Source organism: Holospora elegans E1 (assembly GCF_000648275.1).
Taxonomy (GTDB): domain Bacteria; phylum Pseudomonadota; class Alphaproteobacteria; order Holosporales; family Holosporaceae; genus Holospora; species Holospora undulata_A.
Genome location: NZ_BAUP01000103.1, coordinates 1 through 12,988, shown reverse-complemented (window position 1 = coordinate 12,988; position 12,988 = coordinate 1). Strand labels below are relative to the sequence as shown.

The window sequence follows — 12,988 nt, the reverse complement described above, 5'->3', positions numbered from 1 at the left end:
GGTGTTATGGCGCTCATGACTGGGGGAGAACAAATGCCATAGGCGATTTAATTAGCAAATATAATTGCAATTGGGTTGATATCTGGCTTACAAAGGGAGGTACATCTTGGGTGCAGCAGATTTTATTACCAAACCTTCTAAAAAAAAGCGGTAGTGTTATGGATAATGCCACTTTCCATAAAGGGAAAGCTATGCAAAAGATGCAGGTCGTAGTTTGCTTTATTTGCCTTCTTATTCTTCTGATCTTAATTCTATTGAGAAAAAATGAGCCCAAGCCAAACATATAAGATTAATTTTTTGAGACTCTTAACCAAAGATAGCACGATCAATTTTCAAAGTTTTATTAACGTGAAGTGCCACAGAAATACGCAGTGTTCCCTTCAGCATTTCAAGTGATCGTGTGTTTGCAAGGGGGGGGCGAAATTTTGCAAACCAATAGAGGTGAGGAGCGTTATTTTGTTCAATGAAAAACGTTTTATCTTTTCCCTGAAAGAGGCGGGGGCTTGGAATAATTTTCTGCCCAATGATCTGCGCAATAAAATAAAATTTTCCATTTTAAATTTTAAAAAGTCGTTTGAATTTTGACTCAAGCGATCACCAAATTCCAAATCGATAAGCCGTTTGCCAGCACGATCACAGACACTTTAAAAATCCAAATTTTTTTGCTTCTTTTTTTTAAATAATGCCAAAAGTTATCGACTTCCGTAACGATAACTTTGTCTTCTGGAGATGGCTCAATTTTGGCGCATAGCTTTGATTATAAGGTGCCCGCCCTCTTCAAAACAGCGCTCGCGCTGACACCAAAAGCTGAGCAATTCGCTTCATTGAAAGACCGCTTGCGTATAAAACGATGGCTTGGAGCTTGTCTTTTTCATGCACACCTCGTGAAATTTTTTCCACATTTTTTATTATTTGTACCGCAGCCCCTTCGAACAAAACCGCTTTTAAAGCAATCAAAACATTCACAAAATTTACATAAAATCTTTTTTAGAGACTTGTAAAAGACTTCCTTTACAAGATCTTTAGTTAAAGGCTCAAACATTTTTGCCTTAACTACTCAACCTTTTGGATTTAGTGGGCAAGGCATACATCTATATAATTTTTATCTGTAATACTTATTTAAATACAACTTATCTAAAGAGCTGTTTCGCAGGAAATTTCAAATGAAGACGAAGAGCTATACGATCGTTTTATTGCTTGCTCTAAGTGTTCTGCAATTGATTCAGGATTTAATGAAAAAACTATATCTGCTTCTGATAAAGAGCAATTAGCGTCGATCAATGCAACACAATCTTCTTTTACGTTTAGGAACGAAATGGCATGTCCTATTGATCGCATTCCAAGAATTATGGGAACAAAGCCCACAATTAGTCCCTTTGGTGTAAAGGATTGAGTAGAGGTAAGGGCGTTAATTTTTGCAAAAGGGTTAACTACCTCTTGAGTATTTATTTTTGCAAAAGGGTCTGCTACCTCTTGAGTATTTATTTTTGCAAAAGGGTTAACTACCTCTTGAGTATTTATTTTTGCAAAAGGGTTAACTACCTCTTGAGTATTTATTTTTGCAAAAGGGTCTGCTATCTCTTTGGTATTCGTTTTTTCAAAAGGGAGATCAACCTTCTCGTTATCTCTAAGGGTTTTAAGGTAGTTGAAAATAAAATTTGCAACAGGCATCAAATACTGTGAACCTGGAGAAAAATTTTTTACTTCTATACTAAATTTTTCTTTGAATTTTTTTTTAGAAAGTGAAAATTCATTGGGTGAAGAAAAATTACACCCTATTTGTTTTTTAACTATTTTTTGAATAAAGGTACACAATGAATTTGCATTTTCATCTATTTTTTCATCAGACCATTCGTTTACGAAGAGTTTTGCTATTTTTGCTGTTTCTTCATATCCATATTTTACTGCATATTTCGCAAGCCCAAAACAGTATCCTGAATTTGTTGGTTGATATTTTTCTGTGTTTAAAAACGGAAATAAAACAACAAGCACTTCATTTAAAGAATCTCCAATATTAGTAATAGTTTTAGAGTTCACGAAGCTTGAATCTTCAAGCGTAAAAAATTTTTCGAGTTCACGTTGTGTAAATTGTTGCTTAAGTAATAGTTTTCTTAAATGCATTTTACAAGAATGGCGAGAGGCACACGTGTAATTTATATTTTCTCTTTCTTCCAAAACATCTTCTAAAAATTTTATTTTTTCAGTAGTTGAGTGTAATAATGTATCTAAAAAAGTTTTAGGATCGCGTTCTTTAATAGCGTTTATTAAAGTTTTTCCTTTTTTAAATTCTTTTAATCGCTCGATAAAAAGCTTTAAGGAATCGTTGTCTGAGAACGCTGGAGAAAAATAAGAAGACGATGCTATCATAAAAAATAAAAAATAAACTTTTTTTTCATATGTTTTTTACAAACTTTAATGTTTTACAAATAAATTATATATTTTTTTGTATGAAAATCAATAATATTTTTTTATATATCAGAAAAATTTTATTGATTGCTATGTTGATTTAGTTAAATGATAGAGTTAATGGTTGAATTATTATGAAATTAACTTGAGCCCGCTTCTTTAATGGGTAAATTTTCAAAAGCAAGCAGGAAAGTGGCTGGTAAGTAGAATTAATTAACTTGTTTTAACGATTTTAAATTTTACGGCAAGTATTTCCTCTGCTTTCCTATTTTTCTGGAAATATTACTAGTACGCGCTTGCCCATCTAAGCAGTTAGAAAAATCACCTTATCGTAATTTTTTAAGACTATAAAGAAAAATAGGTTGAGGTAAGGTATGTTTTAGTTTAGGATAAAAAGAGCGTCAATTAACCATCTGCTGAATATGGTGTTTGAAAAAGTCCTTATTGCAAATCGAGGCGAAATTGCGGTGCGCATTCAAAGAGCCTGTAAAGAAATGGGAATAAAAACTGTGGCGGTGCACTCTGTAATAGATCGCGATGCTATGCATGTGCGCCTGGCAGATGAAAGTGTGTGTATAGGTCCGGCTTCTTCAAATTTCAGCTATATGAATATGGGTGCCATCATTTCTGCCTGCGAACTTACTGGAGCCCAAGCAGTTCATCCTGGATTCGGGTTCTTGTCAGAAAATGCAAATTTTGCTCAAGCTATACAAGAGCACGGAATTACGTTTATAGGTCCTTCTCCTGAACACATTCGAGTAATGGGAGACAAAGTAGAAGCAAAAAAAACTGCTCTGGCTCTTGGATTGCGGACTGTTCCTGGATCAGAGGGAGAAATTTCTAACATAGAAGAAGCGCAATCCATAAGTCATAAAATTGGATATCCTGTGTTGATAAAAGCCACTTCCGGTGGGGGGGGAAGAGGAATGCGGGTTTGCTATCATCCTTGTGAACTAAAAGAGCTTATAGAAAATGCTAGTACGGAAGCTCAAGCATGCTTTGGTCATTCGGGTGTGTATATTGAAAAATTTCTTGCTAATCCAAGACATATTGAGTTCCAAATTTTAGGAGATAATTTTCGTAACGTCTTATGTCTTGGCGAAAGAGACTGCTCTGTGCAACGACGCCATCAAAAAATTTGGGAAGAAGCATTATGCCCTGTATTAAGCACCGATCAAAGACAAGAAATGTATACAAAAGTAATTCACGCGATGAAGCAGTTTGGCTATCAAGGGCTGGGAACTTTGGAGTTTTTGTACGAAAACGGGCAGTTTTATTTTATTGAAATGAACACTCGAGTTCAAGTGGAACATCCAATTACTGAAATGATCTACGGGTTGGACTTAATTCGGCTACAACTTCACGTTGCTCAAGGGCTGCCTCTTCCTTATACCCAAGACGATCTTCGTCCCTTTGGCCATGCAATTGAGTGCAGAATTAATGCAGAAGATCCAGAAAATTTTTGTCCAAGTCCGGGAAAAATAGGGGCGTATGCAGCTCCAGGAGGACCTTTTGTACGAATAGACAGTGCTCTTTTTTCTGGTTATACAGTTCCTTCCAATTACGATAGTTTAATAGCAAAATTAGTAGTCTGGGGAATAACACGAGAAGAGTGTATTTCTCGGTTAAGAAGAGCATTAAACGAATATGTTATTTCCGGGATCAACACGCTGATTCCTTTGCATTTACGTTTGTGCGATGAACCAGATATTCAATGTGGAAAATATCACATTAAGTGGTTAGAAGATTACTTGAAGGATAAAGGTTCTTGAAGCTTTTAACTTTTATTTTTCTTATACCCAAGAAATGGGTTTGCGTCATCAGACAATGAGAAGGGGAAAACATCTATGCCTATTCAGTTAAGCTCTTCTGATTCTGTCTTTTATCTTATTGACGCTTCTGGATTTTTATTTCGTAGTTTTTTTGCGTTACCTTGCCTTACAACTTCTAAAAATCGCCCTATAGGGGCATTGCTAGGGGTGTGTAATATGCTTTTAAAGCTTTGGGAAGAGCACAATTTTACCCACTGGACTTTGGTGTTAGACAGCAAAGAGCCAACTTTTCGTCATGAATTAATGCCCAGTTACAAATCTCAAAGAAAAACTCCTCCAGAAGCACTTTTAGAGCAATTTTCTTTTCTGCCACACCTGTGTGAAAGTTTTTCTATTCCTTATATTGTTTGCCCAGGATTTGAGGCCGACGACTTAATGATAAGTTATGGCAAATGGGGGGAGAAATTTGCCAAAAAAATCTGTTTAATTTCTTCAGATAAAGATTTAATGCAAGCCATCACTCCAAAAATTTTAATGTATGACCCCGTCAAAGAACTGTGGATAGATCAAGAAACAGTAAAAACACTTTGGGGAGTAGTCCCTGAAAAAATTCCTGATATACAGGCGCTTTCTGGGGATGCCTGCGACCATATTCCAGGAATCCCAGGAGTTGGCCTTAAAACTGCAAAGTTATGGATACAAGAAGCAGGAGATTTAGAAGCCGTACTTCAAGGAAAACTTAAGGTTTTATCTCATCATAAGAAAAAATTAATTAATGATTTTCAAGATCAAGCGCGACTGTGTTACCGCATGACCTGTCTTAGAGATGATGTTCCAATTATTCATTCAGATTTTGAATATTTTAAACGTTGCACCCCAGATTCTCAAAAATTAGAGCATTTCATAGATCAACTAGAATTAAGAAGATTAAAGGGGCGCTTGACGGATTTAGGATGGCTAAGGAAAAAAATTCCTACTGCCGTTTCTGTCAAATTTTGGACCTCCACAGATCTTTTACGGCAATCTTCAGTTTATATTAGCTGGGTTCAGGATAAAGAAGAGCGTATCTTTGGAGCTTTCCTAAAATTTTACGATTTAGATTTTTTGATTTTCGTTCCATTTTCAGATTTTGAAACTAGCGAATGGAAAAATTTCTGGAATCAAGAGAAAAATTTGAAAATTTTCTGGGATGCTTTAGCTGTATTACGTAAACTTAATAAAGACATGTCTTCTTCCATAGAAGATTTAAGGCTATTGGAATATATTGCAAGAGGGTGTCACAGCTCTGATACCTCCCAACAAACTCTTCTTCAGTGTGGGATTGAAGTAAAAGATTTGGATGTTCAATGGGATTCAAGCATCTCAGAAAAATTTCATCACACCAAAGCGGTTCAGGAAGCGTTTTTTGGAATACAGGCGTATCAAATTTATAAAAATCGTCTTAAAGACGCTGAAATGGAAGAACTCTACGAAACGTTGGATCTTCCCTTAATGGGATGTTTACAAAAAATGGAACAAAAAGGAATAGCTTTAGATGTCTTAATATTACAAGAGTTATCTTCGAAACTGTTAAAAAAAATGAAAGCGTTGGAAGAAAAAATTTATATAGAAATAGGGAAGTCTATAAATTTAGCTTCTCCTAAAAAATTATCTGAAGTTTTGTTTCAAGATCTAGGGTGGCCAGCATCTAAAAAGGGAAAATCTGGGCAATATTCCACTGACAGCGGTGTGTTGGAAGAATATGTACTAAAGGGATATTCCTTAGCGCAAGATATATTAGATTGGCGTCATTATGCAAAATTGAAACAATCCTATACGGACGCTCTTCCTGAACAAATAAATTTAGATACTAAAAGAATTCACAGCAGGTTTTCTATGGTTACTACGTCTACGGGAAGGTTGGCTTCTTTTCATCCTAATCTTCAGCATATTCCTATTTCTAGCGAATTTCCTATTCGTAGCGCTTTTCACTCTGCGCCTGGATATTTTTTTTTAAGTCTAGACTATTCTCAAATAGAGCTACGTTTATTGGCGCACATGGGAAATATTCCTTCTTTAATCAAAGCATTCCAAGAAGGAAAAGATATTCATTATACTACTGCCCAAACACTTTTCAATACCAGTGAAGTTACCGATGAGCATCGAAAATACGCAAAGACAATCAACTTTGGGATTTTGTATGGAATGAGCGCCTATGGTCTTGCTCAGCAGCTGCGTATTTCCTCAAAAGAGGCAGGGGACTACATTCATCGCTACTTTGAGTTATATCCTGGAGTAAAGGATTATATGAAGCAGGTAGAAGAACATGCAAAACAAACGGGGTATGTTTGTACACTTTGGGGAAGAAAGTGCGCGATTTTAGATATTCACAGCAGCTCTTCAACGATACGACAAGGGGCAAGCCGCCAAGCCATTAACGCTCCGTTACAGGGAACTTGTGCGGATTTTATGAAAAAAGCCATGTTGGAGTGTCAAAAAATTATAGGGCACACTAGCTATTTACTTTTACAAATTCACGATGAGCTGCTTTTAGAAGTACCTGAAGAGTGTGTAGAAAAATTAGCGCATACTCTTCAATCGGTGATGGAGCAGGTTGCTTACTTAAAAGTTCCTTTACAAGTCAATTATTATTGGGGGAAGGTTTGGGGAGAGAAAAATATCGCACACTAGAGGAAAATTTTACAAGAAAAAGATGTGGAAAAGTGAAAAAATTTTCGTATCTTAGCGACATGGGGGCTTGCTTTAGATGGTTAACCCCATACCTTCTCATAAAATTTACATAAAATCATACTTACGCAGCATGTCTAATCTTATTTCTGCTATTTATAATATGGAGGCAGTATGATGATTAGTTATTCAAGAGATCTGTTTAATATTTAAACTTTATTAAATGCACTGCACTTTTTTTATTTTGTTTTCTTGCAGGGCAAGTTCGTTCCTACTTGCCAAAATATAAATTTTTTCATCCCCCCCTTCCTTTTTCGTCTCTTGTGTGGACTTTACAAAAGTGATATCATGTGTACAGTTATGTTAATTCTATTTACTTGTGAAAATTCGCAATCAACAGTTTGAAGCTGCACTAGGAGCATTCATATTACTATGTGTCGTTTTGACAGTTACTTTTTTTTTATTTCGCTCTAAAGGAATCAACAAGGGATATTCTACGTTTTACGCAGAATTCGATGCGATAGATGGGTTGCGTCTTGGGTCTCCAGTAAAAATTAATGGCGTAACTGTGGGAAGCGTTTTGAAATTTAGCTTAGATCCTGAAAGCGGTTCAGTAAAAGTTAAATTTAAAGTCTTAAAAAAAATTGAGCTTCCAGAAGATACTTCTGCTTTTATCACAGGGGAATCGTTATTCGGGGAAAAAATATTGAAGCTTGATTTGGGATCTTCGGAAATAAAAATGCGTTCTGAAGAAGTAATATATCAAACCCAGGCTCCGCTGATGATTGAAGATTTGCTTTATAAATTTTTGGTTCCAGACGAGAAAAAATCTAAAAAAGAAGAAAAAGAGGGAAAAGAGCATGCAGATTCGTCCAATCAATAAAAAATACAAAGCTTTTGTTTCATCTATTAAGGATAGAATTTTGGGTGTAAAGAAGAATTTAATATTTATTTTAAAAAATATCTTTAAAAAAATAATATAAAAACTATTTAACGTCTTTTTATAGGAAATTATTTATGAGCAACTCTTCCACTTATTCTTCTGAAAACATTGAAGTTCTTAAAGGTCTTGATGCAGTCAGAAAGCGCCCTGGAATGTACATAGGGGACACAGACGATGGAAGTGGGCTTCACCATATGATATGGGAAGTTGTAGACAATGCCATAGATGAAAGTTTGGCAGGGTATTGCAACGAAATTAGTGTAGTTTTGGAATCTGATGGAAGCGCATCCATAACAGATAATGGGCGAGGAATTCCTGTAGATATTCACGCAGAAGAAGGAATTTCTGGTGCAGAGCTTATTATGACGCGACTGCATGCAGGGGGAAAATTTAATCAAAACGCTTACAAAGTATCTGGAGGGCTGCATGGGGTAGGAATTTCCGCGGTTAACGCGCTTTCTGAATGGCTTGATCTTACTGTTTGGAGAGATGGAGGAATGTATTATTTGCGCTTTTGCAAAGGTGTTCCTCAAGGAAGTTTAGAGCGTATAGAATCCAGTGATCGTAAAGGAACTTTAATTCGGTTCATGCCATGTAAGGAAATTTTTAAAATTACTCAGTTTGATGTAGGAGTGCTAGAAAAACGTTTGCAGGAATTGGCTTTTTTAAACCCAACTTTAACGCTTTCATTAAAGGATAGTAGAGATTCTAATGAAAAATCCTGGATGTTTGCGCATTCCGGAGGGCTTAAGGCCTATGTTGCGCACCTAAATCGTAATAAGGAAGTTCTTCAATCTTCTCCTATTCATATTTTTCTCCAGAAAGAAGATATGGTTGTTGAAGCAGCTTTAGAGTGGACAGAAACTTATTACGAAAATAATTTATGCTTTACTAACAATATCCCTCAAAGAGAGGGGGGAACGCATCTTGCAGGATTCCGCTCTGCTTTAACGCGAGTGTTTAACCACGGAGGAGCTTTTTATAAAAAAGAGAAAGTTACGTTTACAGGAGAGGATATTCGTGAAGGCTTAACTAGCGTTCTTTCCGTTAAAATTCCTGATCCAAGATTCGGTTCTCAAACTAAAGATAAGCTTGTATCTTCAGAGATTCGTCCTTTAGTGGAATCGGCGATTACAGAAGGCCTTACACAATGGCTAGAAGAAAATGTACAAGACGCAAAACGCATTTATGCTCGTATCACTAATGCAGCTTTTGCAAGAGAAGCTGCGCGGAAAGCAAGAGATTTAACGCGGAAAAAGAGTACGCTCGATATTGCTTCGCTTCCCGGAAAATTATCCGATTGCTCTGAAAAAGATCCGGAAAAAAGAGAGTTATGTCTTCTAGAAGGGGAAAGTGCTGGAGGAACAGCAAGAAACGCACGAGACCGGAAAACTCAAGCAGTTCTCCCGTTAAGAGGAAAAATTTTAAACGTAGAAAGAGTTCGTTTCGATCGAATGCTTGCCTCTTCTGAAATTGGAACACTTATTGTAGCATTGGGGGCTGGTATTGGGGCGGAATTCGATTTAGACAAGTTACGCTATCATAAAATTATCTTGATGACTGACGCTGATGTAGATGGAAGTCATATTCGAACTCTTCTGTTAACTTTTTTCTTTCGACATATGAGATCATTGATTGAAAGAGGGCATTTATTTATTGCGCAGCCTCCATTATATGGGATAAGAAAAGGCTCTTCGAAAATTTATCTTAAAAATGAAAGAGCCTTGGAAGAATTTTTGATGGACACAGGAATGCGAGGAGTCGTATTAGAAAACAGCTTAACTTCTAAAGCAGGGGCGGATTTGAAATCATTTTTGGCATTGTGTATTAAAGCAAAAGAGCTAATTTACTCGCTTCAAGTCAGTGCTCCCATCATTGTGGAGCAACTTTTTTTAGCAGGACTTTTGGATCAAGTTCCTTCTTCTGAAGAGCTTCCCTCTTGGATTGAGCACGCATTACACCGTCTTCAACGCCTAGGAGATTGGAAATGGAAGATCAACCAAGACTCAGAAAATTCTCGTGAAGGGGTGCAAATTCACTACGAAAAAGATGGGGTTATTTTTAGGTACGAATTTTCCTACAAGCTTTATGATCAAAAAGAATTCAAAAAACTTTTTTCCTATCGGCAACCTTTGTTAGAGATGTTTCAAGAAGTGTGCACCCTAAGACAAAAAGAAGATCGCGTATTAATTTATGGTCCATGTTCTTTGTGGGATCAAATTAATAAATATGGAAGAAAGGGGCTAGAGATAAAGCGTTACAAAGGTCTTGGAGAAATGGAGGATTATGAGTTATGGGAAACAACCTTAGACCCTTCTGCCAGAACATTGCTTCAGGTGCGCATTGAAGATGCTCAGATAGCGGACGAATTATTTTCTACTCTTATGGGGGATGCGGTCCCTCCAAGAAGAGCTTTTATTCAAAAAAATGCTATGAATGCCTTAATTGATGCCTAATTTCATATTTTTGTATTAGTTTAATAGCGAAGCTGCTATAGTATGAAAGACAAAGAGTAAAAAGACAAAGGGCAAGTGTCGACCTGGACAAAAAGAGAAAACAAGAGTACACTAAAATAAGATTAGCGCTTAACAGTTAAATGCGGTTTTTTGTATAGTGGCGTGAAAAGAAAAAGTGTTCAAGATAGAATTTTTTATCGTTATTTTCGTAATGGGGTTTCTTTTTTGTTTTAAAAGAAAGGAGGGGTGTGCTTTGTCTTGGATAATAAGCATAACATATGCGTGAAGAGGAGATAAAGGTGGAATCAGAAATCAGCTTCAATAAATTTTCTTGTGTTACCAAGTGTGCTCAAGAGCAACTTCACGTAGAAGTTTTTGTTAAAAACGCTGGGCTTCATGACCCTGTAGTGTGTCGCAGTGCCCAAGAAACGATTCAGACTTTGGAAGCGTTGTATTTGGCCAGTGTGCAAGATCTAAGAAACGCAGTGGGGAGTCCTTCTGGGTTAAAAGAGCTTAAACTTCAATTTAAAGGGACGTATCCTTATCTAGGAATATGGGGAAAAGGAGCAGAACATGTGTGCGAAGTTTTCCGGTCTTGGGCTATTTTGCGAGAAGATGGATATTACGGAACGACCGTTACGCATCCAGATTTATTTAAAGAGTATTGGGAACAACAGTTACTTCATCTTTTTTCTATTCGCGAGCTTTGCTGTGTAGTGGGCAGAAGTTCTCGTTTTATTCCTATTTATTTTTTAAAAGAAGATGTTTTGTCCCATGCTAAGGATATTTCGCAGATTAAGGGAATGTTGACGATGCCTTCCCCAAAAGATATGGATGATCAGGTTGCAAATGGAACAGTACTGTGGGACCATTTGGCAATAAAACCATTATCTTATTTTCCAGCAGAGCGTACAGATTATTCCGTTACTCGTATTCACCATTATTGTGGGACTTCTGCATCTTCTTTTCAAAATTTTATTTTGTTGACAAATTATCAGCGATATGTTGACCTCTTTTTTCATTATGCAAAACAGAGGTTATCCGAATCAGACGGGGTGTATACGCATTGGATAGAACCTAAAGATACTATTTTATCCTCTAAAGATATGGATCTTTCTAGGACTCGGGAGGCTGGCCATCATTTTCAGATGCCTGCTTATCATTTAGTAAGTCCGGACAGAAATGGAATAAGTTTAGTAAATATTGGTGTTGGCCCCAGTAATGCTAAAAATATGACTGATCATTTGGCTGTTCTTCGCCCCCACTGTTGGATAATGTTGGGACATTGCGCAGGACTGCGGCAAAGTCAAAGATTAGGAGATTATGTATTAGCACATGGCTATATGCGGGATGATCACGTATTAGATGAGGGGCTTAGTCCAAATATTCCTCTTCCTCCAGTGGAAACCATACAAAAGGCTCTACTTAACTCTATTCAAGAGATTTGTCAATTGGATGATGAAACTATGATGAGTCGTGTGCGGTGTGGAACTATTGTTTCCACAGGGGACAGAAATTGGGAACTAGATGTGCTAAATCGCTCTAAAACTTTTCGACAATGTCGCGCAATAGCATTAGATATGGAGTCGGGTATTATAGCGGCCAACGGCTTTCGGTTCAGAGTTCCTTATGGAACCTTGTTGTGTGTTTCTGATCGTCCCTTGCACGGAGAGCTTAAATTGCAGTCTATGGCTCAAACTTTTTATGAACAGCGGGTAAAAGAGCATTTAACTATTGGAATTCATGCGCTAGAGGCGTTGCGTCGCCTTGGTCCTGACCGACTTCACACCCCAGAGCTACGAGGGTTTCAAGATGTGTTGTTTCGGTAAGAATAGGGGAAAGATAGGTATTAATTTTGCATCATTAGAAAATTTTTGAATCTTGGGATTGTTTAACTTTGTTATACTTGCCTCTTTATTCACCTGGTCTTAACTAAATTGAGAAAAAATTGGCGCAAGCTAGGCACATAAGTAGTACGACTAAATGTTCTATTGATGACAAATTTATTTAACATGACTTTTTTGTATGGTCTTAGGTATAGATAAAACTATTTTTTCTTCAAATAAGAACGTAAAATGATCGACTTTTGGTTTTCTCTGTATAAGATTGCAGAAGATTTTTTTTTCTTTGTATTTTCGTGAGAATAGTTTTTCTGCGCTCCTTATTATAGGATTTTTTTCTGATCAGTTAGACTTTTAATAAGGCTTTATTTGCTGTTTTGTGACACAAGCAAGATAAACTTCTTGTAACGAAGGTTTTTGGAATTGCTGATTAATTTTAGTAAAAAACTTACATTCTTTTTTTCTAGCTATTTGTTACTGTGCGTTTAAATTGTATAGTAATTTAGGTTGAATTGGACATTTTAAAGAACCACGAAATAGCGTCGAATATAGCGTTGAAATTTAGTATATTGTCCACCTCTTCATATTATCCCAGAATTTCTCTATTGGATTCAAATCAGGAGAGCAAGGAGGTAGAAAAATTATACTGAATTTTACAGATGCTATTCATTCTCTACTTCTCTTGGATTTATGAAAATAGGCATTATCCATAATAACACCTTGACCAGGATTTAGTTTCTTAATCAGAAATTTTTCCATAAGCTTGGAATAATGGGGCTGTTGCATGATAGATTTTTAGGCGGAAAATTTTTATAACGGACCCTTTTTTATGATTTTTTATAAATTTAGATAAAGAAAGTCTTTAGACTTATAAAAATGTCCAGATTTAAAGCTCAATAAGTT

The 12,988-nt window shown here is 36.4% G+C and carries 8 protein-coding genes and 1 pseudogene; 6 read left to right on the top strand and 3 right to left on the bottom strand.

Features of this window, described 5'->3' with window-relative positions:
* Positions 1 to 287, top strand: a 287-nt coding sequence (locus tag HE1_RS09345; RefSeq protein WP_084491027.1) for a hypothetical protein, incomplete at its 5' end; no start/stop codon positions are given.
* A gap of 470 nt (positions 288 to 757) precedes the next feature.
* On the opposite strand, the pseudogene HE1_RS04205 reads toward HE1_RS09345, so the two are convergent.
* Both HE1_RS04205 and HE1_RS04200 read right to left on the bottom strand, forming a co-directional pair.
* A pseudogene (locus HE1_RS04205) lies at positions 758 to 966 on the bottom strand (helix-turn-helix domain-containing protein).
* A 168-nt stretch (positions 967 to 1,134) separates the two neighbouring features.
* Positions 1,135 to 2,367, bottom strand: a complete 1,233-nt coding sequence (locus HE1_RS04200; protein WP_035545055.1) for a hypothetical protein — start codon at positions 2,365 to 2,367, stop codon at positions 1,135 to 1,137.
* A 461-nt stretch (positions 2,368 to 2,828) separates the two neighbouring features.
* On the opposite strand from HE1_RS04200, the gene accC reads away from it, so the two are divergent.
* The 5 genes from accC (at position 2,829) to HE1_RS04175 (ending at position 12,073) form a co-directional block, all read left to right on the top strand.
* Positions 2,829 to 4,178 carry an acetyl-CoA carboxylase biotin carboxylase subunit gene (accC, locus tag HE1_RS04195; RefSeq protein WP_023491741.1) on the top strand — a complete coding sequence of 450 codons (1,350 nt, stop codon included), beginning with the start codon at positions 2,829 to 2,831 and terminating at the stop codon, positions 4,176 to 4,178.
* 75 nt (positions 4,179 to 4,253) lie between these two features.
* Entirely contained in the window at positions 4,254 to 6,848 is a 2,595-nt protein-coding gene (gene polA, locus HE1_RS04190) for a DNA polymerase I (protein ID WP_006296555.1), read from the top strand.
* A 376-nt stretch (positions 6,849 to 7,224) separates the two neighbouring features.
* Positions 7,225 to 7,728 carry an MlaD family protein gene (locus HE1_RS06555; protein WP_052567344.1) on the top strand — a complete coding sequence of 168 codons (504 nt, stop codon included), beginning with the start codon at positions 7,225 to 7,227 and terminating at the stop codon, positions 7,726 to 7,728.
* 134 nt (positions 7,729 to 7,862) lie between these two features.
* Entirely contained in the window at positions 7,863 to 10,244 is a 2,382-nt protein-coding gene (gene gyrB / locus HE1_RS04180) for a DNA topoisomerase (ATP-hydrolyzing) subunit B (protein WP_006288199.1), read from the top strand.
* 299 nt (positions 10,245 to 10,543) lie between these two features.
* The gene (locus HE1_RS04175; RefSeq protein ID WP_024161417.1) at positions 10,544 to 12,073 is read left to right on the top strand and encodes an AMP nucleosidase; all 1,530 of its coding nucleotides are present in this window, start codon (positions 10,544 to 10,546) and stop codon (positions 12,071 to 12,073) included.
* A 573-nt stretch (positions 12,074 to 12,646) separates the two neighbouring features.
* On the opposite strand, the gene HE1_RS10375 is transcribed toward HE1_RS04175, so the two are convergent.
* On the bottom strand, positions 12,647 to 12,730 hold the full coding sequence (locus tag HE1_RS10375) for a transposase (protein WP_373279903.1): 84 nt from the start codon (positions 12,728 to 12,730) through the stop codon (positions 12,647 to 12,649).
* Between the last annotated feature and the right edge of the window lie 258 nt (positions 12,731 to 12,988).

Excerpts from the sequence above, each read along its gene's own strand:
- HE1_RS04200 (WP_035545055.1), bottom strand. The coding sequence starts at position 2,367 with ATGATAGCATCGTCTTCTTATTTTTCTCCAGCGTTCTCAGACAACGAT.
- accC (WP_023491741.1), top strand. The coding sequence starts at position 2,829 with ATGGTGTTTGAAAAAGTCCTTATTGCAAATCGAGGCGAAATTGCGGTG.
- polA (WP_006296555.1), top strand. The coding sequence starts at position 4,254 with ATGCCTATTCAGTTAAGCTCTTCTGATTCTGTCTTTTATCTTATTGAC.
- gyrB (WP_006288199.1), top strand. The coding sequence starts at position 7,863 with ATGAGCAACTCTTCCACTTATTCTTCTGAAAACATTGAAGTTCTTAAA.